At 45.5% G+C, this 22,105-nt stretch carries 22 protein-coding genes and 1 tRNA gene; 13 read left to right on the top strand and 10 right to left on the bottom strand.

Translation table 11 applies throughout. The features are described from left to right. Nucleotides 1-288 precede the first annotated feature (288 nt). From ACOGW3_RS15225 to ACOGW3_RS15200, 6 genes are all read left to right on the top strand, one after another. Nucleotides 289-558: a hypothetical protein gene (locus tag ACOGW3_RS15225; RefSeq protein WP_419903763.1), complete on the top strand. Its 270-nt coding sequence runs from the start codon at nucleotides 289-291 to the stop codon at nucleotides 556-558. Between the two features lie 211 nt (nucleotides 559-769). After that, a complete protein-coding gene (locus tag ACOGW3_RS15220) occupies nucleotides 770-1,444 on the top strand; it encodes a tetratricopeptide repeat protein (RefSeq protein ID WP_419903762.1) in 675 nt (224 codons plus the stop codon). 15 nt (nucleotides 1,445-1,459) lie between these two features. Next, nucleotides 1,460-1,918: a hypothetical protein gene (locus ACOGW3_RS15215; RefSeq protein ID WP_419903761.1), complete on the top strand. Its 459-nt coding sequence runs from the start codon at nucleotides 1,460-1,462 to the stop codon at nucleotides 1,916-1,918. A gap of 84 nt (nucleotides 1,919-2,002) precedes the next feature. Further along, complete coding sequence (locus ACOGW3_RS15210; protein ID WP_419903760.1) at nucleotides 2,003-2,497, top strand: copper chaperone PCu(A)C; 495 nt, start codon at nucleotides 2,003-2,005, stop codon at nucleotides 2,495-2,497. Nucleotides 2,498-2,725: 228 nt separating this feature from the next. Beyond that, nucleotides 2,726-2,911, top strand: coding sequence for a hypothetical protein (locus tag ACOGW3_RS15205; protein WP_419903759.1), 186 nt, complete (start codon nucleotides 2,726-2,728; stop codon nucleotides 2,909-2,911). Nucleotide 2,912: 1 nt separating this feature from the next. Next, nucleotides 2,913-3,965 (top strand): Glu/Leu/Phe/Val dehydrogenase dimerization domain-containing protein, encoded by a 1,053-nt coding sequence (locus ACOGW3_RS15200; RefSeq protein ID WP_419903758.1) that lies wholly within the window; start codon nucleotides 2,913-2,915, stop codon nucleotides 3,963-3,965. A gap of 4 nt (nucleotides 3,966-3,969) precedes the next feature. Here ACOGW3_RS15200 and ACOGW3_RS15195 read toward each other — a convergent pair whose 3' ends face one another. Further along, nucleotides 3,970-5,109 carry a DNA alkylation repair protein gene (locus tag ACOGW3_RS15195; RefSeq protein WP_419903757.1) on the bottom strand — a complete coding sequence of 380 codons (1,140 nt, stop codon included), beginning with the start codon at nucleotides 5,107-5,109 and terminating at the stop codon, nucleotides 3,970-3,972. Nucleotides 5,110-5,342: 233 nt separating this feature from the next. Here ACOGW3_RS15195 and ACOGW3_RS15190 point away from each other — a divergent pair, with 233 nt between their 5' ends. Then, nucleotides 5,343-5,999 carry a hypothetical protein gene (locus ACOGW3_RS15190; protein ID WP_419903756.1) on the top strand — a complete coding sequence of 219 codons (657 nt, stop codon included), beginning with the start codon at nucleotides 5,343-5,345 and terminating at the stop codon, nucleotides 5,997-5,999. 19 nt (nucleotides 6,000-6,018) lie between these two features. On the opposite strand, the gene ACOGW3_RS15185 is transcribed toward ACOGW3_RS15190, so the two are convergent. The 3 genes from ACOGW3_RS15185 to ACOGW3_RS15175 all read right to left on the bottom strand — a co-directional run bounded on the left by ACOGW3_RS15185 (nucleotide 6,019) and on the right by ACOGW3_RS15175 (nucleotide 9,309). After that, nucleotides 6,019-7,731 (bottom strand): sensor histidine kinase, encoded by a 1,713-nt coding sequence (locus ACOGW3_RS15185; RefSeq protein ID WP_419903755.1) that lies wholly within the window; start codon nucleotides 7,729-7,731, stop codon nucleotides 6,019-6,021. A gap of 190 nt (nucleotides 7,732-7,921) precedes the next feature. Continuing rightward, the gene (locus tag ACOGW3_RS15180; protein WP_419903754.1) at nucleotides 7,922-8,359 is read right to left on the bottom strand and encodes a YaiI/YqxD family protein; all 438 of its coding nucleotides are present in this window, start codon (nucleotides 8,357-8,359) and stop codon (nucleotides 7,922-7,924) included. Nucleotides 8,360-8,418: 59 nt separating this feature from the next. After that, nucleotides 8,419-9,309 (bottom strand): fused MFS/spermidine synthase, encoded by an 891-nt coding sequence (locus ACOGW3_RS15175; protein WP_419903753.1) that lies wholly within the window; start codon nucleotides 9,307-9,309, stop codon nucleotides 8,419-8,421. Nucleotides 9,310-9,552: 243 nt separating this feature from the next. Here ACOGW3_RS15175 and ACOGW3_RS15170 point away from each other — a divergent pair, with 243 nt between their 5' ends. Beyond that, nucleotides 9,553-10,017 (top strand): GNAT family N-acetyltransferase, encoded by a 465-nt coding sequence (locus ACOGW3_RS15170; protein WP_419903752.1) that lies wholly within the window; start codon nucleotides 9,553-9,555, stop codon nucleotides 10,015-10,017. Here ACOGW3_RS15170 and ACOGW3_RS15165 read toward each other — a convergent pair. Next, nucleotides 9,995-11,227 carry an ISL3 family transposase gene (locus ACOGW3_RS15165; RefSeq protein ID WP_419901077.1) on the bottom strand — a complete coding sequence of 411 codons (1,233 nt, stop codon included), beginning with the start codon at nucleotides 11,225-11,227 and terminating at the stop codon, nucleotides 9,995-9,997. The genes ACOGW3_RS15170 and ACOGW3_RS15165 overlap by 23 nt on opposite strands. 96 nt (nucleotides 11,228-11,323) lie before the next feature. Here ACOGW3_RS15165 and ACOGW3_RS15160 point away from each other — a divergent pair, with 96 nt between their 5' ends. Then, the gene (locus ACOGW3_RS15160) at nucleotides 11,324-11,641 is read left to right on the top strand and encodes a GNAT family N-acetyltransferase (protein WP_419903751.1); all 318 of its coding nucleotides are present in this window, start codon (nucleotides 11,324-11,326) and stop codon (nucleotides 11,639-11,641) included. A 14-nt stretch (nucleotides 11,642-11,655) separates the two neighbouring features. Here ACOGW3_RS15160 and ACOGW3_RS15155 read toward each other — a convergent pair whose 3' ends face one another. Then, nucleotides 11,656-12,339 carry a nitroreductase family protein gene (locus tag ACOGW3_RS15155; RefSeq protein ID WP_419903750.1) on the bottom strand — a complete coding sequence of 228 codons (684 nt, stop codon included), beginning with the start codon at nucleotides 12,337-12,339 and terminating at the stop codon, nucleotides 11,656-11,658. A gap of 185 nt (nucleotides 12,340-12,524) precedes the next feature. Further along, nucleotides 12,525-12,599: transfer RNA gene (locus ACOGW3_RS15150), tRNA-Gln, on the bottom strand. A gap of 271 nt (nucleotides 12,600-12,870) precedes the next feature. Between ACOGW3_RS15150 and ACOGW3_RS15145 the strand changes: the two genes are divergently transcribed. Then, nucleotides 12,871-13,641 (top strand): peptidoglycan-binding protein, encoded by a 771-nt coding sequence (locus ACOGW3_RS15145; protein ID WP_419903749.1) that lies wholly within the window; start codon nucleotides 12,871-12,873, stop codon nucleotides 13,639-13,641. A 38-nt stretch (nucleotides 13,642-13,679) separates the two neighbouring features. Here the strand turns inward: ACOGW3_RS15145 and ACOGW3_RS15140 are convergent, their stop codons facing one another. From ACOGW3_RS15140 to ACOGW3_RS15130, 3 genes are all read right to left on the bottom strand, one after another. Then, on the bottom strand, nucleotides 13,680-14,555 hold the full coding sequence (locus ACOGW3_RS15140) for a 4-(cytidine 5'-diphospho)-2-C-methyl-D-erythritol kinase (RefSeq protein ID WP_419903748.1): 876 nt from the start codon (nucleotides 14,553-14,555) through the stop codon (nucleotides 13,680-13,682). A 21-nt stretch (nucleotides 14,556-14,576) separates the two neighbouring features. Then, nucleotides 14,577-16,292, bottom strand: a complete 1,716-nt coding sequence (locus ACOGW3_RS15135) for a tetratricopeptide repeat protein (protein WP_419903747.1) — start codon at nucleotides 16,290-16,292, stop codon at nucleotides 14,577-14,579. A gap of 206 nt (nucleotides 16,293-16,498) precedes the next feature. After that, entirely contained in the window at nucleotides 16,499-18,157 is a 1,659-nt protein-coding gene (locus ACOGW3_RS15130; protein ID WP_419903746.1) for an electron transfer flavoprotein-ubiquinone oxidoreductase, read from the bottom strand. A 414-nt stretch (nucleotides 18,158-18,571) separates the two neighbouring features. Here ACOGW3_RS15130 and ACOGW3_RS15125 point away from each other — a divergent pair, with 414 nt between their 5' ends. The 3 genes from ACOGW3_RS15125 to moaB all read left to right on the top strand — a co-directional run bounded on the left by ACOGW3_RS15125 (nucleotide 18,572) and on the right by moaB (nucleotide 22,048). Continuing rightward, on the top strand, nucleotides 18,572-19,414 hold the full coding sequence (locus tag ACOGW3_RS15125) for a uracil-DNA glycosylase (RefSeq protein ID WP_419903745.1): 843 nt from the start codon (nucleotides 18,572-18,574) through the stop codon (nucleotides 19,412-19,414). Nucleotides 19,415-19,632: 218 nt separating this feature from the next. Beyond that, complete coding sequence (locus tag ACOGW3_RS15120; RefSeq protein ID WP_419903744.1) at nucleotides 19,633-21,525, top strand: lytic transglycosylase domain-containing protein; 1,893 nt, start codon at nucleotides 19,633-19,635, stop codon at nucleotides 21,523-21,525. Further along, a complete protein-coding gene (moaB, locus tag ACOGW3_RS15115; RefSeq protein ID WP_419903743.1) occupies nucleotides 21,509-22,048 on the top strand; it encodes a molybdenum cofactor biosynthesis protein B in 540 nt (179 codons plus the stop codon). The genes ACOGW3_RS15120 and moaB overlap by 17 nt, the downstream gene beginning before the upstream one ends. The last annotated feature ends 57 nt before the right edge of the window (nucleotides 22,049-22,105 follow it).

Raw genomic sequence — 22,105 nt, 5'->3', positions numbered from 1 at the left:
TATAAAAGAAAGATCGTTTGGTAGCAAAGATTTTTGTGACCCCAGCCTTTTACAAAGCAAGTATCCGACATTCTTATCAAACACTTAGCGCGCAAAAATCTATCTTCTGAAAACGACTAGCTTCAATCAAGCAGCTCCATTTTTCTCACTTCTTTGTTTTTTTTTAGATTCTGCGACTGGAATCAGGCGGAAATTAACTTCCTGAAATGTGGCGAACACAGAAAAGTCACTGGAATCACTATGAAAAAATCGTTGCATAGAAATAAATAAAGGACTAAAACTTAACCTATGAGCGATTTTTTTGAAACAGACGATGATCTCGTCCTGCAACTAGCAGACCTTCTTCCCGATGATGCGGGAGAGGTGGTTTTATTCGCGCGTGATGAGCCTCTCAAAATCGAAACAGATACTCCCCTTATTGAAACAGGTGTTGTTGAAGATTCGCATATCACAGCTTCTGGCACAGAGGTCAATGGTTTGACTTACAGCCAATTTGCCAACGGCATGACGCTCTATCATGACAATGATCAGATTCTCATCATTGCCCCTGATATCTAATCGCCGAATAAATTAGCCCTCAAAACATAACGCCAACTATTGGGTGAGAGCACTCCCTTCATTACTGAAAATACATTCTCCGCTTATTCGTACTCCCGCGCCTAAGCCCGAATGAAATGCTTTCGGACAACAGCACAAAATATTTTGCTGTGATTCTTTTCGCCCCTGCGATTATACTTTGAAAAACCTTAATCCCATGACGGAATGTTTTATGTATCGTATTGCAATCCCTTTATTATGCCTCGTATTTACCACGCAAGTACAAGCCGACACACCAACGGGCCTGTCAGCCTACGAAAGTGGCAATTACAGTACTGCCCTGTCTGAATTCAAAACATCTGCAAAACAGGGTGACCCTATCGCTCAACTCCACATGGGGCACCTTTACCGTGAGGGCAAAGTAGGTCAGCTAGATTATAAGCAGTCTGCCTATTGGTATCTTCAAGCGGCAAAGCAGGGTAATACCAAGGCCCAGAGCTATATGGGCCTCTATTACGCAGATGGCATTGGCGTCAGGCAAGACTTCCAGCTCGCATCTCACTGGCTTGAACTCGCCGCCAAAGCAGGGGATCCAGCAGCACAGAACAGCTTGGCAAGTATGTTTAAAAACGGGCTTGGCCAAGTTCCGGATTATACAAAAGCAGCAGACTGGTATCAAAAAGCAGCTCTTCAAGGCCACCCAATTGCACAGCGGAATCTTGGCCGTTTATATGAAAGAGGTCGTGGTGTCACAGCCAATTTAATTAAGGCTTATGCCTGGTTCAAGGTCGCATCGGAACAGGGAAATGCCTACAGCACTCAAAATCTGCGACAATTGCGCGCAAAGATGACCGAAATCCAGCTTCAGTCAGGTGAAGAGCTTGCCAAAACCCTACCCAAGAGGTAAGCAACAAATACCACTTTGACAATACTTGAGCGCAATATGCACAAGGGAAAGACTTATACGATTAATCAAGATCGACGTAGCCTCGCTGCTCTTTCAGTCGTCGCCCTTTGCTTAAAAACGCTCCTACCGTTCATTTCAGCGGTTTTATTATCTCATGCAGCATCTGCCCAAACTCAATTAGATGGCAGCTCTTTTGAGAATAATCCGAAAATCACACAATCGCTCCAATTCATCTGCACCCCAACGGGCATTATAATTGTTGCTGATAGCAATGACGCTACCTCGACCAATTATGCCGATCATTGTGATCATTGCATTATGGGCGGCTTTTTATCTTTGGGCCATGCCACAAACCTGATTGAAGCTCGCCACTCCTTTATCGGGCTATTGGCTTGGCACATAACGGATCAGGATAAAAACCTTCCCCCGCAAGGTTATGCTCTCCCAGCTTCCAGAGCGCCCCCAGCGGTATAACCGCTCCATTTTTATCTAATCCACACTCAATATAAAACGACAGACCAGGGCACTATTGCCTCTGGTTCACACTATGAGGTTATCATGAAAAAACTGTTTTTAGCCCTAGCAACCCTTATCGGTTTTTCTCTCACATCCCTCGCGACCGCGAGTGATTTTAAAGCTGGAGAAATTATGGTTCAAAAACCCTGGGCTCGCGCGACCCTCGGACAAGTGAAAAACGGTGCATCGTTTTTATCCCTCCACAACATGGGCTCTGAAGATGACACGCTTATTTCAGCAAAAGGTACCGCAGCAAAACGCATTGAATTGCATTCTCACACAATGGTCGATGGCGTGATGAAAATGCGCCAGGTTGAAGGTGGGATTCCAGTTAAGGCTGGCTCTATGGTTGAACTGAAACCAGGTGGGTTTCACATCATGATGATGGGACTTTCCGCTCCGTTAAAAGAAGGAGAAATGTTCCCACTTACTCTGACATTTGAAAAATCTGGTTCTGTGGACATCATGGTACACGTCGAAAAAGGCGGTGCTATGAAGCCAATGGATGGATCAAATAAAGACCATACTACACACTAAAAATTAGATGCCGATAAAAAACCGGGTTTTCTAAGCCCGGTTTTTTTATGACTGTGCTTCAGGAATAATCTCCTCAGAAGCCATATCATTATACACAATCCACCCAAAGTTGCTTGTTCTTACGATGAACATCGTTTTTTCGACAGAAAATAAGCACATAATTAGCGTATAATTAAAAGAAAAAGGGAGGTGCACCCCGAACGTCAGGAATCTGACGGGAAGTAGCACATGGCTCAGAACGCCCAAGGCCTCACAGCACCTATTGCTGTCGAGATCGATAAAAACCCAATTGTAAAAACCATCCCCAATCTACTAAATTTTGGGTCTGGTATCTTTTTATTCCCCTTTGAAAATCCAGAAAACAAAATCCGTCCGCCAACTCATTTCCTAGAAATAGAAAAGGAGGGTGTTTAAAATGACGATTTTTGATAACAGCCATTTTAAAAACCACACTGCAGTTCATTATTTTTTCGATCAACCCTCAGGCTTACGCGCCATTATTGCCATCCATAGCTTGGGGACAGCCAATTGCGCAATCGGTGGCGCACGCATGTACCCTTACGCAACAGAAGATGAAGCCTTGAGTGATGCTTTAAATCTTTCCCAGGGTATGAGCTTGAAATCAGCAATGGCACAGCTTCCTTATGGTGGTGCCAAAGCCGTTATCATAGGAGATCCCAAAAGGGATAAAACGCCAAGGCTTCTGGCTGCTTTTGCCGACTGTGTAGACAGCCTCAAAGGAACCTACAAAACCTCAGAGGACATTGGCATCAATCTTGAGGATCTCAAAATTCTCTCCCAGACCAGTTCAAATGTTGTAGGTGCCGGAGCCAAAACTGTCGAGCCCGCAGTCATCACCAGTCTAGGCGTTTTTGCTGGCATCAAGGCCGCTTGTAAATATCGCTATGCCAATGACAGTCTCGATGGGAAAACCATTGCGGTTCAAGGTATCGGTAAAGTCGGAATGCACCTTTGCGAAAGACTTTACGAAGACGGTGCATCTTTGATTGTATCTGACATTGATCGGAGAGCTTTAACAAAAGCCCAGGAGAACTATGGCGCTCAAGTAATCCCCCCCAAAGAGATATGCGCTGCCGAAGCAGACGTTTTTGCTCCCTGTGCCTTTGGTGGTTCAATTAACGCTGAGTGTCTGGAAATACTAAAGGCTGACATCATAGCAGGATCTGCCAACAACCAATTAGAAAACAACTCTATTGGTGAAGACCTCAAAAAACGCGATATCCTCTACGCCCCGGACTTTGTCATCAATGCCGGGGGACTGATTGATGTCGCCGCAGAGATCGAAGGTTATAACTACGACGATATCTGCCAGAAAACAGAGGCTATTGGCGATAGTCTGGGAGTGATTTTCCAACGCGCCAAGGAAACGGGTCGATCAACAAATGCTATCGCCATTGAAATGGCCAGAGAGCGGGAAATAGCTCTGCCACGTTCAGCAGCAGAGTAACCCCTTATGCACAAACAGGATCCATGATCAGTTCGAAGTCTCTAATTCCAAGGGATTTCCCATTGGCTACAAGCTCAATTTTGTGGGATCCCGGGTAATATTTCCGAGTGGTTATTGGCTTTATGGCGTGTCTTTTCTTAGCTTTATGGCTCTCGCCTGCTGCTAGATTAAAGGTCTTCCACTTAAATACTTTTGGGGTCATGCCACCATTAGCCTTTTTATGATGCACAACAAAATCAAGGATCAAGTCCTGATCCTCGTCCTGATCTGAGTTCATCGTTATCTCGAATTCAAGAGCTTTGCCGTAGGTTACAGCAGGTGTCAGCACCCTAAAATCTTCCAACTGAACCTTAGCTTCTCCATAACCAAGAGCTGCCAAGCATCCCTGATGCCCAGATTTAATGAGGCTTCGGCAAGCATGGCGCACCAACTTTTGTCGCTCTTTTGAGGCATCCTTCATCCATTTATCCGCGATCTCCGCAACCAAATCAGGATGATCTTTTGCGATATCGTTTAGATTGTTTGCCACCGATCGCCGCACATACTCTTCCGGATCATCTTTTAGCTTCTCCAGCAAAGGAATAATGGGGGTGGGGTCTGCGATAAAGTCCGGTAATTGCATTGCCCAGGGAAGCCTCGGTCTCGAACCTTCTGAGGCCAACCTCCGAACGTGATAATTTTCATCTTCAGCCCACAAGAGAACTTCTGCCAATGTTTCTTTGGGTGCAGAAATCAGAAAGTTACGGATCGCAAATTCAGAGCTTGAACGCTTGGTCATCTCCTTGAGCAGTTCCATGGAAAGGTGGAAATGATCTTGGCCATATTTAGCGACGTAATCGCACATCGGCATCACCAACCAACCGGCAACCCCTTTATCTGTCGTAGCCTGATCGCTTATCGAAATGTTTTCTTCCGGACGTAGGCTTCCAAGTAACACCTCTGCCGCACAACAGAAGTCCTTTGGTAAATATTGATACAAGGAAGTGGTAATCTGCTCTGAACGCTGTTTCAGTTCAAGTGTTTGAATATTCTTTGTCGCAAGACCTATGAATCCCTCCTTATCAAAACCACAGAGCCGCACCTCTAGATGGCCTGCCAAATCGGATATTGTAGAGAGATTAAATACTTCTTTGAAAGGTTCCATGATCGCCCTGAACAGTGTCAAATTTTACGTTGTAATCTTTTAACGCCCTCCTACTGACAACATTGTGTCAGCAGGATTTTAAATGAATTGTTTTTCTGCTGAACCTAGGGGCAACCGTTTTGTTACCCAAGAGGCTATCACGTGCTTTTGATTACATGTTTGCCCCCATAATAGTAATTATAACTACGATATATGCGACAAACCCATAGATCCCTTTCTGATCGGAAATCCTGATGAACATAAACTCCAAGCTAAAGGCAACTTCCTCCTTTCTGTCACTGAGCTTGCTATTGATAACAGCAACAAACCATGTTCACGCAAATGAAGCCCAAGCGCACGTAGGCCATGTCATGACACATTGGGGAGATACACCTGATGGGCTGGGTTTATTACCAATCACACTTGCAGAAGCAGAAGTTGCAAAAACACACGCAGGTTATGCAGCATCAAATCTCGATGACCTCAATTCAATGCAATTACACGCCCGCCATGTGCTTCATGCGTTGGACCCCAGTAAAGAAACCAAAGGGCCCGGAAAAGGGTATGGGCTATACAAGGCCGCTGAAGGTGTCGCCACCCATGCACAGCTTGCTACAGAATCCGACGGAGCCACAGACGTCATCCGAGTTTCCGGCATCATGGTTTCTTCGGTTGGGCGTAATACCGCTAAACGGGCTGCAAGAGCTATAGAGCGAGCAACTCAGATTATCGCTGCAAATGATGCAAGTATAGCCGCACCTCACGCCACAGCATTAAAAGCCCTGACCGAAGCATTATTTATCGGCGAAGATCTTAACAACGACGGTAGGATTGTTTGGTATCACCACGAAGGCGGCCTCAATGTCGCAACCGAACAGATGGAGATCATTATGAAAAGTGAGGGCTTCTAACTCTCAATTAGACAATTGCTTATTTCTTTAGCGCACAGGGGAATTCAACAACAAACCTAGCTCCCCCAATTGCGAGATTTTCTACGTGAATATTTCCACCGAAGTCTTTTACAATTCCATAAGAAATCGACAATCCTAAACCAACCCCCTTGCCTACATCTTTTGTTGTAAAAAAGGGATCGAATAACTGGTCCATGATTTCCGGTTCAATCCCGGTTCCGTTATCTTCGACGATAACGAGCACGTAATCATTGATACTTCGAAGAGTTACCAAGATTTTTTTCTCATCACAGCCTTCTATGGCATCGGCTGCATTTCGTAACAGATTTACAAATACCTGCTCCAGCCGAATGATGTCCCCATTTACCGGAACAAGATCACCCAAGTCCCGAAATTGAACAGTTACACCTTCTTGCTCACATACGGTCTGCATCAACGCGATAGCTCGGTTCAAAGCCTCACGTAGGTCGACCACCTGATATTCGACAGGTGCTTTTCGGGCAAAAGTTTTTAGCTCTCCGGTTATTTTCCCCATTCGTTCTGTCAGAAAGGAAATTTCTTCCAGGGACTGAGCGACCTGCTCACGCTTCCCCTTCCCCAGGAGTAATCGTGCACTCGCCGTAAAGGTTCGAATTGCTGCCATTGGCTGGTTGATCTCATGAGCAATAGCCGCGGACATCTGGCCTAGAGCAGCGAGCTTACCTGTTTGAACCAAATCGGCTTGGGTTTTAAGGAGTTGCCCTTCGGTACGCTTTCGCTCATCAATCTCGACCTGAAGTATTTCGTTTATTGCCTTATAGCGATCCGCCGCACGTGCCCTTTGTGCGGACCTTAACTTTTGCCGCCGCTCACGTAGAAACAATCCTCCCATAAGAAATAAAACCAGCAATACGACACCAATCAGCAAAGTAGTCTGCTGCTTTTCTCGTATGAACTTGAAGGGGGTGAGGAAATGCATGTTCCACCCTGGTTTTCCAGCATTCCTTGTCAGGACAAGATAGCGTTCGCCATTGATTTCAAAAACATCACGGCCAAAGATATCTAATTTTTTCAGCTTTAAAGGGTCAAGATCAGCCCCGGCAAACTGCCTGTCCGTTCTAATTTTTGCCATGGAGGCTTCGCTGATCGGAGATACGGTTCGATAGCGCCATTCATCACGACTGGAAAGAAAGATTACACCATTGTTATCAGTGACAATTACATGCTCTCCACCGTCGTGCCACTGCTGCTGTAAGGGGCGAAGATCAACTTTGGCAACGATTACACCACTTACCCCAGTTTCGCTGATCACAGCATGAGACATAAAAAAGCCTGGAACACCGGTCGTCGCTCCAACGGCAAAAAAGCCTACCTCCCCACCTTCAATTGCATCTTTGTAATAAGGCCGAAAAGCATAGTTATGACCAACAAAAGATCGCTCTTCCAACCAGTTTGATGCCGCCAATGTTGTTCCCTCGCTATTGAGAACATAGAGCACGTCTGATTCAGCTTTTTGGTTTGTGGCATTTAGCGAACGATTTACGGCGAGAACCAGGCCTTCGCGACCATCCTGCACACTAAGAAGTTCCTGAATCTCTTCATCTCTAGAGAGAACAAAGGGAAGGTAACGGTGCTTTTCAAGCGCAGAATGAAGTGTCCCGTGATAGAGCGATAATCGGTCTATTCCCACTTTGGAAAGATCTCTTGCTGAAACAAAACCAACCCATTGAACCACGGCAAGAACAAAAGCCAAACCAATGCCCAGGCAAGCAAGCCAAAGGGTAAAAATCTTCCAGGATATTTTGCTTGGCAGGAAAGACATTCAAATACAGACACGACGTTTTCAATAATCTAGCATTACCAGAGTATTCCGTATCTGTCAGATTTTATGACTTAATACTGACCAGTTACTCCATCCAGCCTTTTGGCCAGGGAAAAGCTCGCTACTTTTTACAGATAAGCTGATCGAGAGAAGACAAGAAACGAGATCGATCCTGCTTACTGAAGGCAGGAGAGTAACTTTTAACATCTCCTGCTTCTCGTAAGTTGGTCATTAGGTCACGAACAGCCAAGGTCATCCCCATGCTGTCCTCAGTGAAGATCTTACCCTTCGGGTCCAATACCTTGGCCCCCTCCCCCACACAACGAGAGGCCAGAGGTATGTCTGCAGTAATAGCGATGTCCCCAGCTTGGATATGTTCGGCAATCCAGTCATCCGCAGCATCGGGTTCTTCCGGGACAACTACCGAATTCACGAGGGGATGCCGACCGTATCTCAACCATGTATTACTGACCATGTGAACTTGTAACTTGTGTCGCTCCGCAACCTTAACCACTTCCTCTTTCACCGGGCAAGCATCACCATCAACATAAATCTCCATAACATCACACTCCAATGGCAGCACTAAACTCAGGTAAAATCAATTTTATAAGTGGGCTTTTATTTCCCAAATCCTAACTCGTTCTTCCACCAGTTAGGCAAAGCAAAAGCCCCTTTATGCACGGCCGCATTATAGTGTTTACCATCATATTCCTTATGAGGTTCAGCGTAACTATGCCCATCTTTTGTGTAGAGGAAAAAACCGAACTCGGCACCAGGGTACATAGGCACAATAGAGCGATAAACATCCAAATGCGGGAAGAAACGACCACTCCGCATAATCTCGAGTAGGCTATGCTCTTCCTCACTTGATGCCTCTTGGAGAAATCTGATCCGATCCTTTCCAATAAAAATACTATCGGAATCAATACAGACACCATCATCTTTTAGAACAGCGACCAAATTATCGAGAAATTCCTCAGTAAAGAGACTGGCAGATGGCCCTACAGGTTCAGTAATATCCATAAAGATGAGGTCAAACTGCTCATTTCTTTCCAGAGCCTCCATGACATAACGCGCGGCATCATCACAGACGAGTTCCACACGCGGATCATCATAATCACCATTGATTCCGAGATATTCGTTGCTCAGATCAATAACCCGGCGATCAATTTCTGCCATAACAACTTTTTCAACATTGTCATGTGCGAGAAGTTCCCGGAGTAATCCGCCATCCCCTCCACCAACAATCAAAGCCCGAATATTGTCGCGTTTTTTTCCAAGAACCGGAACGTGGACTGCCATTTCATGGTAAATGAACTCATCTGCTTCAGAAGCCTGGATGAGATCATCCAAAACCAACACTCTACCAAAATCCTTATGATCAAAGATCTCGATCTTTTGAAAGGGGCTCTGCTCACTGTGAAGTAAATCCATCTTCATCGCATGGGTAAAGCCAATAGCGCCAGGATCTTCATGCCACCATGTCGTGAAATCTATCTTGTTATGCACGATGGCATCCTCTCAAATTTAAAATTTATTATTAACATCTACACTAAAGACCAAGAAACCGCACGATTATTGCTAAGACGACACGCTGTTTTACACTTCTTAGAAACGGGTCCAACTGAGAGTATAAATATGTATTTCAAGAGGCAGTATAAATCGGCCCCTTGAGATATACACAATTGGCCCTTATTGACAGAACCAATTCATGACTTAATGCCTTGAAGTTCAGTCATACAGGTAAAAATTATGTACACAAACGAAAACGGCCAACCCATTGGTGCTCCCGTTAAAAACTGGAATGAGCGCCCTCTCCCTCCTTTGACCTCAGTAGAAGGATTACACACGCGATTAGAAGTTCTTGATCCAGAAAAACACTCTCAAGATCTTTATAAAGCAAACAGCCGTGACACAAGAGGAGAAATATGGGGCTATTTACCTTACTGGCCTTTTGAAAGTTTTGATGAATATAAAGGGTGGGTAAAGAGTGTAGCCGGGAAATCTGACCCCTTATTTTTCGTAATAATTGATAAGGCCAGTAATAAGGCCCTGGGGGTTGCTAGTTATCTTAGGATCACTCCAACCGCAGGGTCGATAGAAGTCGGCCATATCAACTACTCCCCAACCTTACAGAAAAGCATTGTAGCGACTGAAGCTATGTTTTGGCACTTCTCCGCTTTGTTGAGTAGATTTAGGATTTCAAATAGAGCATAGATTGATTATCTGGAATGGATGATTGTCTAATTTTGAGTTTGAAGTATTCGGTATCCTTGATGCCTCTGGCTCGCTTACGGATCATTCCTATACTGACATTACCAGCCTCTATCCTGGCGCTTGTGAGCTTGTGTTTGGCGTAGTTGCAGATGCCCACACAATGTTTCCGTAGGGATTTCGCGAACTTTTTTAGATAGAGCATCTGTGACTGATCTGCTATCAGGCACCAACGTTCCAGTTGCTCCGCCATCGCCTCAAATGAAGCGGCACTCCACAGCAGCTGAAGCTGTTCTTTCAAGACGTAAAGTGCATTCAGGTTGCTATTGCTCTCCAGCAACCTTTGCAGCTTGTCACTTTGTTTTTCACTCAACTTATCCGCATTTTTGAGCAACAGATAATGTGTCCCTTTCATCAACTCTTTACCACTTGGATCGGCCTTTCTGAACTCAAGTCGACGCTGATTATGGATAGCTTTGCTGTAGTTTTTCATGACGTGGAAACGGTCAAATACTATGTCGGCCAACGGCAAGGACTCTCTGACAGCCTTTTGGTAGGCAGGCCCCATATCCATCGCTACGGCCTTTATTTTGCAGGCTGTATCTGGTTGCAGTTGTTTCAAAAACCTTGAAAAAACCTCGGCAGTTCGGCCTGCTTCAACCCAGATCAGATGACCGCCAACCATATCGTAGACCACCGTCATGTAGTCATGACCTTTCGCCCGGGCAACTTCATCTACACCAATATATTCCAAGCCAGTTAGCTCTGCAGGATCAAGCGTAGGGAGAGTTTCAATAAGGTATGCCCTGTCGATATTCTTGACCGTTTCCCATCGTATATCCAAATGTCTGGAAACCGCTTGAATAGACATATGCCGACATAATCCACTGATCAGTCGGCAAAATCGGTGAGTGAAACGGCACCCTTTATCAACAAAATCACACCCCTCAATGCGGCGTTCGCCCTTGTTAATATAAACCTGCGCCAGCTCAATCTCGACCACACAAGGATACCCAAAAAGGGGGATGTCGTTTACTTGTCGGCGGACATGCTGGTTGATGCTTCCCTTCTGGCCTGTAGCAGGGTCTATAGCCCTCCTACGCGCGTCTCGGCTGCAGTGAATGACAATCTTAACACCGCCGTCATCCAGTTTAATTTCATTTACACGTTGCCCTTTGAGGCCTAAAATATGCTGCGAGATGTTGATTGTCATATACCTGCTCTATGTAAAGTTATCAGAAACCATACATATCAACAGGTTACTTGGCGGTCGGCATCTTTTTCTACTCAACAAAGCGGAGAAGAGCCTATGTTTTTAATGATGCGCCGAGCCTTTTCAGAACTTGGTTATCGGCGTTATGAGTGGAAATGCAACGCCCTGAACGAAGGATCGAAGGCAGCTGCATTACGCCTTGGTTTTACATATGAGGGCACATTTCGCCAAGCAGGTGTGGTCAAAGGCCGCAATCGGGACACAGCCTGGTTTTCAATCCTCGACAGTGAATGGCCAGCAATCGAAGACGCCTTTAAAACCTGGCTCGCACCGGCAAACTTCGATGGCCAGGGAAAGCAGATATCCAGCCTGTCCAAGTTGACACATGACGCGCTTACCACAGTTAAGGCTTAGCCTCTACGACAAGTTTATTCAAACCAACTTGTCGTTACGTCCAAGTCTTTTTTGTTCAGGGCTTCCTCTGGTACCGATGCATTTTTTGCGGAATGCCCGGTCACGATTATCATAACAGGCTTTTCATGTTTAGGTCGGCCAAGAATATCTCTTAGGAAGCCCATAGGGCTCGGTGTATGGGTCAAGGTCGCCAAACCAGAGTTGTGTAGCGCTGTGATTAAAAAACCACTGGCGAGCCCCACCGATTCCTGGATGTAATAGTGTTTAATTTTATCTCCGGTAGTTGGATCCATATCGTAGTTTTGCTGAAAGACAACAATCAGGTATGGGGCAACTTCTAAAAACGGCTTCTTAGGATCAGTTCCGAGCGGCTCTAAATCCTTAAGCCATTGTTTACCAGCCTTGCCAGCATAAAACTCTTGTTCCTCAACTTCAGCGGCCTCCCGGATTTTACGCTTTAACTCAGGATTACTGACAATCACAAAATGCCATGGCTGTTTATTTGCACCAGAGGGTGCAAGGCCAGCTGTGCGTACCGCATTTTCAATAACTTCTCTTGCGACAGGCTTTGAAGAGAAATCTCTGATCGTTCGGCGTCCCTCCATCAACCGGAGGAAATCAGTACTGCGCTCTGCCATTTCTTCCTCGGAATAATCGGGTAATCCAGAAAATGGAACAACCTTGTATTTTGCAGACATTAGTTCGCTCTTCCCCAGAAGTATTTTAATAAAATATCGGCAAAAGACTAACACAGTTAGGATGAGATACCACCGCCCAGATCAAACTCCTGAAGAAAGCCAAACCTAAAGACTTAAAACTGATATCGAAAGAATAGGAAAATGGAGCACAAAAAGAAAAAGACCCCCGAAGGAGTCTTTTACTTTGGCTGGGACGGCAGGATTCGAACCTGCGAATGCCGCTACCAAAAAGCGGTGCCTTACCACTTGGCGACGTCCCATCATTTGTGGGTGAGAAAATAGCGTGAGATCTGAGGAAGTCAATGGGTTAAAGCTAAAAAAATAATTTTCTTTTTTGAAGAAATTTTTCTTCTTAACAGCAGATATTTACCTCTTTTAAACCAGATTGCTTTACCCATTGCCCTGATATTGAGTATCCTATGCTTCACTTCACTAGGATAATCGGTCAAAACCTGCCATTTAGGGCAATTCAATGAAGGCAATTCAAGCCTTTCCAAACGCCGAAATAGAGTTAACAGGGAACTGAAATTTATGAGCGAAGATAAGCTCAAGTCAGATGACGGGAAACCTGCCAGCCGCAAATCTGCTGAGAAAAAAGTACCCGCCAAGCCAAAATCGACGGCCGGGACAAAAAAAACGACGCCTGCTACAAATAAAACCACAGCCACGAATCGAAAAATAAAATCGACAAAAGATCCTGTTGCTAAAAAGTCCGTGGTAAAACCTAGTAGCAAGAAAACGGTCAAAGTCTCAAAGGCCGCTAAAATTGACGCGAAAAACCCCGAAAGCCAAAATACATTAGATTTAACCGCGACAAAAACGGCCACTGCTAAAGAAAAAGTACAGAAAGACAAAGACAACAAGAAAACAGCAAAGCCACTCACAGCAAAACCTGAAAATGTTGTGATGCCACGTCAGCGCAAAGGGAAATCTATTACAAAGATGGCCACAGTTGCGGCTGTATTATTTCTTGGAGTGCTTTTTATCTTCCTTAAGGGCAACGACCCAATGGATGAGGAAGAACAAGCAACAACAAAGTCTCCTTCTGTTCAAGTTGTTGGCACACCAAATCCGAATGCCAGTTCTCCATATGGTATGCGGGTAGAACAATTGAAGGAAATAGAGACCCTTCTCTCAAGCCTCAACCTTGATCCTGGAAACATTGATGGTGACATCGATCATGATGCAGTAGCAGCCATTAGCCTGTTTCAAGAAATCTCTGGGCTTCAGGTAGATGGTCGCCCGACACCTGATCTTCTTGTCGATCTCAAAGCGGTAGAAGAGCTTCTCAAAATAGAATAAGAGCCCGATCCTATTCCATAGTGATTTGGGCTTTTAAACTAGTGTTTTGAATTAATGGCAGTGGGAACAACCCACCAATCCGGATGCTCCAATTTGATGGCAGCGGCAGCAGTTTCCGCATGTTCAGCAGAATCAAAAAGGCCAAAACATGTTGCGCCGCTTCCAGACATCCCAGAGTAAACACAACTCCCTTGTACTTGAAGTTGCCCAAGGGCCGCAGTTATTACAGGCTCCAGTTCACAAGCTGGTTTCTGTAGATCATTGCCCGCCAGGGTCAAATAAGCCCTAAAATCATCTAGTGACGAAAATCCACTTGGCTGGTGAATCTTAGAAGAAAACCGGCCCTTGAGCCTGTTAAAAATATCAGGTGTAGATACAGCCACGCCAGGATTGAGCAGAACGCCATGAAGTATAGGAAGACTCGGCCCCACACTTAGCTGATCACCAATACCTTCCATCCAGGCACACTTGCTATCAAGGCAAACAGGGACATCAGCACCTAGGCTTAAGGCTAAATCTTGATACTTCTCATCGGCTAAATCCTTGATCGCCCATAACCGCGCAAGGCCTCGCAACGTAGCAGCCGCATCAGCCGACCCACCACCGATACCAGAGGCAACCGGGAGATTTTTCGTCAAATGAAGCTCCGCACCGCGCTCTACACCGCAAAGATGTGCGAGAGAACGAGCAGCACGGAGGACAAGGTTGTTTTCTGGATTGGCATTCTCCAACTCTTTGGCGAACGGGCCAGAGACGTGCAGGGAAAACTCATCAGAAGGGGTAAAATGAATAACGTCACCCACCTCGCCAAAGCCCACAAGGCTTCTCAGTAGGTGATAGCCATCGTTACGACGCCCTGTCACCTGCAAAGTCAAATTAATCTTTGCAGGTGCGTGTTCAGTAATTCTTTCCATAACAGTTGGTCGTAATCCTAATCAGATATCCGTCCCAGAAGAAATTATACCTTTATCAATTTTTGATTTAATCAGCTCGACCTGTTCTTCTTCCGGATCAAAACTAAGGGCGCGGCGCCACTGGAAACGCGCTTCATGATGACGCCCGACTCTCCAATAAGCATCACCTAAATGATCGTTGATGACTGGATCTTCAGCCTTTAATTCGATGGCACGCTCCAGATACTCGACAGCGTTCTCATACTTACCAAGCTGATAATACACCCAACCGAGACTGTCGACGACATAACCATCATCAGGGCGTAACTCTACGGCCTTAACAAGCATCTGCTCGGCTTCAGGTAAGTTTTTTTGTAACTCAACCCAGGAGTAAGCTAGATAATTCAAAACGTGCGGTTGATCAGGAGAAAGCTCTAAAGCTTTAAGGAAATCAGCTTCGGCTTTCGGCCAATTTTTTGTACGTTCGAAAGCAATTCCCCTGAAATAAAATAGAGACCAATAACGAGAATCTTTCTCATCTATTCGTTTGATGGCCTGATCATAGGATTGCGCAGCTGCTGCATATTTTTCAGAGGCACGAAGCAAGTTCCCCTTGCGCAGATGTGGCTCAAATCTCTCTGGTCTCAAAGTAGCAAGTTGTTCCAAAGTTTCCAGAGTTTCAGCTTCCAAACCCAGAGCATCCATCTCATCGGCGATCCGAAGCCCCACTGTCCAAGCGTAAGGGGACTGCAACGGAATCGTTTTATAGAGCGCAATAGCATCACGGCTACGACCCTGAGTTTGCATAATTTCTCCAACGAGAATTTTTGCCTCTTCATATTCGGGACGTAATTTAAGGGCCTGATTAGCGTAGACTAACCCCGTGTCATAGGCTTTCTCTTGGGCATGTAAGCTGGCAAATCCAAACAAGATTTCTGCAAAGGCATCTCCAGGTTTACTGATGACCCGCTCAAGCTCTCCTCCTGACGTCAACCTATCTAAAGCTTGGGTCGCAATAGCGTTCTCTGGATCCGCTTGCAAATAGGTCTCGAGTAGCCCGGTTGCGGCGTCTTTGTCACCTTGCCTATTCAAAAAGTCAGCAACGATATTTACCTGGCGTAAGGTTGGCTGTTCAGTTGCACTCAATATCTTAAGATAATCGTTTTTAGCCGCACCTGGTCTCCCGCCCAAATCTTTAAGCAAGGCAATTTGAATACCATAGAGAGTTTTAAAACCGTCTTTTTGGGATAGAGGTTCAAGGTTTAAAAGAGCTTTATCCAAATCGTTTTTGGCAAGATCAGCCCAAGCCGAGAACATCGGTTGCAGTACAGTATTAATACCGACCTTTGGCGCCGCGTCGATTCTCTCTTGCACTTCGTCCCAATCTTCACGTTTTACAGCATCGATCAGAAGTACAAGATGAGCTAAGGCTTGATCAGGAGAAACCGCGAGCAATCGAGCTGACAAGTCCATTGTTTCACGATCACGCCCAACACTCGCAGTGAGTAAGAATGATCTTGCAAGGAGACGCGGGTCTTCGTGCGAAGCCTCCAAAGCATGTAACATAAGATCTGCAGCAACCGAATAGTCGCGATTATGACCCGCAACTATTCCTGCTAAATAAGTACCAGAAGGAGAGCTATACTGGCTAATCAAGGGGTAGTTGGCATCATTGGTTGCCGAAGTAGCCGTTGTATCTGATTCACTTTTCGAAGCAGAACAAGCGCTTAAAACAAGAGCTGTTCCAGCAAGAGCCAAGAATCTACGAATATTACTTTTTACGAGCACGGAGCCATGGCGAGGCAAATCATCCTCCTCTTCGCCTGACGATAATTGAATTCAGTCTACCTCTCTACAACCGTCACGCCAAGTACCTGTTGCACAAGATAAAGTTACTGACCCCAAAAAAAATCAGCCCAGCTTGTCAAAAGCTGGGCTGATTTCCTGTTTTCACAAACAAAACATTACATATTAGGATAATTGGGTCCGCCAGCACCTTCAGGAGTTACCCAGTTAATATTCTGAGTAGGGTCCTTAATGTCACAGGTCTTACAGTGAACGCAGTTCTGGGCATTAATTTGTAATTGCGGGTTGTTTCCATCATCATCGCGAACGATCTCATAAACTCCGGCAGGACAGAACCGTTGCTCTGGAGCGTCATATATCGCCAGATTATGATTGATCGGCACCGAAGCATCTTTCAATGTCAGATGACAAGGCTGATCTTCTTCGTGGTTGGTGCCAGAGATAAACACTGAGGACAAACGATCAAAGGAGATCTTGCCGTCAGGCTTAGGATAGTCAATTTTTGGCATTTCCGCAGCAGGCTTCAGACATTCATGATCATGATGCTTGTGATGGAAAGTCCAAGGTAATTTTCCGCCAAACACTTTTAGATCGATACCTGCATAAAGCATGGAGCCCCAAAGGCCAAACTTGCTAAAAGCTGGGCGGAAATTACGCGATGCGTAGAGTTCTTCATAAACCCATGATTTTTTGTATGCTTCTGGATAGCTCTCCAACACGGCAGGTGTTGCTTCATCACCACTATCTGTTACGGCCGAAAAAGCACTTTCAGCAGCCAACATGCCAGTCTTCATTGCATTGTGACTGCCCTTGATTTTCGCTACGTTCAAGAAGCCAGCCGAGCAGCCAATAAGTGCACCACCAGGAAAAGCTAAATCAGGAACTGACTGCAATCCACCTTCATTTAGTGCGCGCGCACCATAGGAAATCCGTTTGCCGCCTTCGAGCATTTCAGCAATAGCGGGATGCATTTTAAATCGTTGAAATTCGCCAAAGGGGAATAGATGAGGATTTTCATAATCCAGGCCGACAACGTAACCAACATAAGCTTGGCCATTTTCCAAGTGATAAATGAATGAGCCACCCCAGGTGTCACTTTTCATCGGCCAGCCAGCAGTATGTATAACTGTTCCGGGTTTGTGTTTAGCAGGATCGAGTTCCCATAGCTCTTTCATGCCGATACCATAGGTCTGTGGGTCTGAATTTTCTCTGAGGTTGAACTTTTCCATCAACCCTTTGCTGAGAGATCCCCGGCAGCCCTCGGCAAAGAAAGTGTATTTACCGTGCAGCTCCATGCCCGGCATATAAGAATCTTTCTGTTCACCCGTTTTACCAACACCCATATCACCGGTGGCAACACCTTTTACACGTCCGTCTTCGTGATAGACGACTTCTGCGGCAGCAAAACCTGGGTAAATTTCAACGCCTAATTCTTCAGCGCGTTCGCCGAGCCAGCGGCACAGGTTTCCGAGGGAAATGACATAATTGCCATCGTTGTGCATTTGTCCAGGAAGAAGACCTACAGGAATTTCGCGAGAGCCTTTCTCGCTCAACAACATGAATTTTTCATCCGAGACAGGGGCGTTCAGAGGAGCGCCTTTTTCCTTCCAATCCGGAATCAACTCATCAAGAGCACGCGGTTCAAAAACGGCACCCGAAAATATATGCGCTCCGACTTCGGAGCCCTTTTCCAGGACACAGACTGAAACTTCTTTTCCAGTTTCAGCTGACAACTGACGCAATTTGATCGCAGCAGCCAAACCCGCAGGGCCTGCTCCAACAATAACGACGTCGTATTCCATAAATTCGCGTTCCAAAGCCTTCTCTCCAATTCCTGCCTAGATTTGTGCGACTTATACTATCGCTTATCATAAAACCAAATGAAGCCACAAGAATTCAACAAAATTCAACAAATGACCACATTTTTATTTGCCTCTAGATAAAATTATTTTTTATCTGTGATATCTCAAGGCAATTTATAGAATTTTTCGCGTTGCAGCAATTTAACAATAACGACACTGAAGGATCAAAAAATACGAACAGGATTTGCGATTTTGCACTGATCAGGACTAATTGGGGATAACCTGCCAATGATAAAATATAAATCAGCCCTAATATTAGCCAAACATTATCCAAACATTATATGGAACATCTTTCCACTTTGCTTTATGAACACTGGTAATAAGGCGTCCGATTTAAGAGGATAATTTATTGCATCAGGTGTTGCACGAATGAACGATATGACGACTGAAGACTGGACTCGCGACGAACTATTAGCAGCCTTGGAGTGGCAGCTATCATTTGGCGCGGATGAAGCCACTGAAGAGGTAGCAGTAGATAGCTACGCCCTCACGCAAGAGGTTATTGAAAAAGCAGCCCAGTCCAAGGCTTTGCTGCAACAATCAGCAGCGAAAAAACTCGCACCAACGAAACCCACCCCAGCAAAGAGAGCTCTCCAGTCGCTTCAAAAAACTCTTGCCGAAGCGAATAATCTAGCTGCGGGAGCAAACAATCTCTCCGAGCTTGCCAGTGCCCTTCAAAGTTTTGAAGGCTGTCCCCTAAAGAAAACAGCTATTAACACTGTACTAAATGAAGGTTCGGAAACAGCTGAACTCATGATAATCATGGGAGCCCCCCGTGCAGATGAAGACCGTGAAGGAAAAACCGTAGCGGGATTAAATCGTATCCTTCTGAGCAACATGCTCAAATCAATAGGGCTAACTTTGGAGCAGGTTTATTTAACTTCATCTGTTTTCTGGCGCCCCCCTGGTGACAAAAAACCAACCACCAATGACCTCGCCTACTGCAAACCCTTTATTGACAGGCAAATTTCCTTAATAAAACCAAAGGCTTTGATGTTACTTGGGGAAACAACGCTCAGAAGCTTTACCGATCCCGACGCCTCCCTGCTACGTCAAAGGGGAAAATGGAGTGACTACACAACCCCCGACGGCTCAACTACGGCCAAGATGATATCAACTTTCCCCCCTCATATGCTTCTCAACACCCCCCGCCAAAAAGCCTTGGCATGGCTAGATTTACGCGCCATAAAAAAACAGTTAAACGCAGGTTAATCTCTGAACGTTATCTCCAGATTTATTAACACTAAGAATCCAGCAACCAAGATCTTCACTTTTTCGTAAGGGCAGGTGATGTATCTAATATACAAAGCAAATTTTTGATTTGCAGCCTAGGTATTGCTCAAACCAGGGCAATTAACTAATTTGATCGTGGTTAATGGGGGCCCAATAACTACGAAATTCGCAAAGTTTTTGAGGATAATTTTCACACGATGACGGTACGGCACTTATTTCTTTCAAGTTCAATTACATTCGCCCTCTTCCTGGGTGCCGTTTTTTTGGATGTCGGAATTGTTTCTCTCTCTAACAATGCCACTGCATCAACATCTGTTTCTGATCGAATCAAACCAATCCTCGAATCCACAGCAACAAAGCACGAAACTATTCGTATCGACCAGTTGAGTGAACAAGATCTCAGTCTTTACAAGAAGATCTTCGCACTCCAAGAACAAGGTCGTTGGAAGGATGCGCAAAAGAAAATAGATCAGCTTGAAGATAAGATACTGCTCGGGCACGTACAGGCTCAAAAATATTTACATCCCACGGCCTACCGCTCCAAATATAAAGAACTAAAAAGCTGGCTCGCCGACTACGCGGATCACCCTCAGGCTGAGATCATCTATAAACTCGCCTTGCAGCGTCGCCCAAAAAATCATACGCGTCCCAAACGCCCCATTCGCTTTAAAAGTGCAGCTTACAGAGCTCACGGGAAAAACTTCAGCTATCGCTCAGGCAAAAAACTAACGAAGGCTGACCAAAAGAAAGCACGTCGATTTAAAGCTCAACTCAAACGGAACATCCTCAACACTCGACTTTCAATTACCGAAGATGCGTTAAAAAGCGCCAAGGCCAAAAAGCTCCTTGATCCGATTGAAATCAATGAGACCTATTCGCGACTTGCTGCTGCTTGGTATTATTACAACAAAGATAAAAAAGCTTATAATTTCGCAGCTAAAGCAACCCAATCCAGAAAGTACGTTCCCTCCGCAGACTGGATTGCAGGTCTTGCCGCTTGGCGTTTAGGGAAAATTGAAAAAGCTAGAGAACACTTCAGCAAATTATCGCAGGCCAGCAGAGCAAATGGCTGGATGCGTTCAGCAGGAGCATATTGGGCCGCTCGCGCCAACTTAAAACTCAAATCTCCACAAAACGTGAGTAAATTTCTCTACTCAGCTGCCGAATATCCACGAACCTTTTATGGTATTCTCGCCCGAAGAGCCCTTGGACTTGATTTAATATTTGATGACAACTCTCAGATACTAAATGAAGTCACAACCAAAACCCTGCAAAGCCATGCCTCTAGTCGCCGCGCCATGGCACTTCTTCAAATGGGAAACCGTAAAGAAGCACAACAAGAGCTCAAAAGATTAATTGGCAGCCTCGATGGAAACGAAATTCAGGCTTTCATTACTCTGACCGAGCAAGCGGGAATGCCCGGACTGGCATTCAGATTAGGGGCAAGACTAGCTGCCGAAGAGAAAAAAGAGCAACAACCTCCCTCGACAAACAGAGGCGTGATCGATGCAGCCCTCTACCCCATTCCGAAATGGGAACCAAATGGCGGTTTTGAAATTGATCGCGCACTTGTGTTTGCCTTTATGCGCCAGGAATCATCTTTTAATCCAAAGGCCAAAAGCCCGGATGGGGCTCGCGGTCTCCTCCAACTGATGCCCCAAACCGCGAATTATATTGCAAAGGACCGTAGCTTTAGAGGAAAAGCTCGTAATCAGTTATTTGATCCGTCCTTAAATCTAGAGCTCGGCCAAAAATATATCGAGTATCTTCTGAATCATAATTATGTTGAAGGTGATCTGTTTAAATTGGCGACGGCCTACAATGGCGGTCCTGGCAACTTGGGAAAATGGGAACGGAAAATTACCTACAATGATGACCCGCTCCTTTTTATCGAGAGCCTTCCATCCAGAGAAACCAGACTTTTCATTGAACGCGTTCTTACAAACCTTTGGATTTATCGCGCAAGATTGCAACAGTACTCCCCTTCACTAGATACACTTGCAGCTGGGCAATGGCCCCAGTATGAATCCCAGGACAACCTCAAGAACACTTCAGGATCGGACCTCGCCGAAAATGCCAAAGCTAGATGAATCCCGCCATTTTCTTCCTGTAAATATTGCCGTTATCACTGTTTCAGATACGCGTACTGCGGCCGACGACAAATCGGGTAACGTTCTGGACAAAATGATAAAAGAAGACGGACATCACATCGCATCTCGTTCCATTATCAAAGACGATTTACCTGATCTTGTTGACGCACTAAACAAACTCATTAATGACGCTAATATAGATGTGGTCATCACGACTGGTGGCACAGGGGTTACCGGGCGTGACACAACGCCAGAAGCCATAAAAGCGGTTATGGAAAAAGAGATTGAAGGCTTCGGGGAACTATTCCGCTGGATTAGTTACGCCAAGATTGGCACCTCTACCATGCAAAGCCGTGCTATCGGTGGCGTGGCTAAAGGCACCTACCTCTTTGCCCTACCAGGCTCACCTTCTGCCTGTAAAGACGGATGGGGCGAAATCCTTCGCTCGCAGCTGGACAACCGTCATCGCCCCTGTAATCTGGTAGAGTTAATGCCCAGACTTCAAGAGCATTTACCAAGCTAACCGGCCAAATATAATCCCGAATTTAGCCCGGCATTTGTTCAAAATTTGGCCACAAAT

This window comes from Kiloniella sp., from assembly GCF_965205715.1.
In the GTDB taxonomy this organism is placed as follows: Bacteria; Pseudomonadota; Alphaproteobacteria; order Kiloniellales; family Kiloniellaceae; genus Kiloniella.
The sequence above is the reverse complement of the archived record's forward strand: the minus strand, read 5'-3'. Positions and strand labels throughout refer to the sequence as shown.

Coding starts and splice junctions, on each gene's coding strand:
- ACOGW3_RS15225 (WP_419903763.1), top strand. CDS start 289: ATGAGCGATTTTTTTGAAACAGACGATGATCTCGTCCTGCAACTAGCA.
- ACOGW3_RS15140 (WP_419903748.1), bottom strand. CDS start 14,555: ATGGAAAGAATTACTGAACACGCACCTGCAAAGATTAATTTGACTTTG.
- ACOGW3_RS15145 (WP_419903749.1), top strand. CDS start 12,871: ATGAGCGAAGATAAGCTCAAGTCAGATGACGGGAAACCTGCCAGCCGC.
- ACOGW3_RS15195 (WP_419903757.1), bottom strand. CDS start 5,109: ATGGAACCTTTCAAAGAAGTATTTAATCTCTCTACAATATCCGATTTG.
- ACOGW3_RS15205 (WP_419903759.1), top strand. CDS start 2,726: ATGGCTCAGAACGCCCAAGGCCTCACAGCACCTATTGCTGTCGAGATC.
- ACOGW3_RS15220 (WP_419903762.1), top strand. CDS start 770: ATGTATCGTATTGCAATCCCTTTATTATGCCTCGTATTTACCACGCAA.
- ACOGW3_RS15155 (WP_419903750.1), bottom strand. CDS start 12,339: ATGTCTGCAAAATACAAGGTTGTTCCATTTTCTGGATTACCCGATTAT.
- ACOGW3_RS15165 (WP_419901077.1), bottom strand. CDS start 11,227: ATGACAATCAACATCTCGCAGCATATTTTAGGCCTCAAAGGGCAACGT.
- ACOGW3_RS15180 (WP_419903754.1), bottom strand. CDS start 8,359: ATGGAGATTTATGTTGATGGTGATGCTTGCCCGGTGAAAGAGGAAGTG.
- ACOGW3_RS15170 (WP_419903752.1), top strand. CDS start 9,553: ATGTACACAAACGAAAACGGCCAACCCATTGGTGCTCCCGTTAAAAAC.
- ACOGW3_RS15200 (WP_419903758.1), top strand. CDS start 2,913: ATGACGATTTTTGATAACAGCCATTTTAAAAACCACACTGCAGTTCAT.
- ACOGW3_RS15125 (WP_419903745.1), top strand. CDS start 18,572: ATGAACGATATGACGACTGAAGACTGGACTCGCGACGAACTATTAGCA.
- ACOGW3_RS15120 (WP_419903744.1), top strand. CDS start 19,633: ATGACGGTACGGCACTTATTTCTTTCAAGTTCAATTACATTCGCCCTC.
- ACOGW3_RS15160 (WP_419903751.1), top strand. CDS start 11,324: ATGTTTTTAATGATGCGCCGAGCCTTTTCAGAACTTGGTTATCGGCGT.
- moaB (WP_419903743.1), top strand. CDS start 21,509: ATGCCAAAGCTAGATGAATCCCGCCATTTTCTTCCTGTAAATATTGCC.
- ACOGW3_RS15190 (WP_419903756.1), top strand. CDS start 5,343: ATGAACATAAACTCCAAGCTAAAGGCAACTTCCTCCTTTCTGTCACTG.
- ACOGW3_RS15210 (WP_419903760.1), top strand. CDS start 2,003: ATGAAAAAACTGTTTTTAGCCCTAGCAACCCTTATCGGTTTTTCTCTC.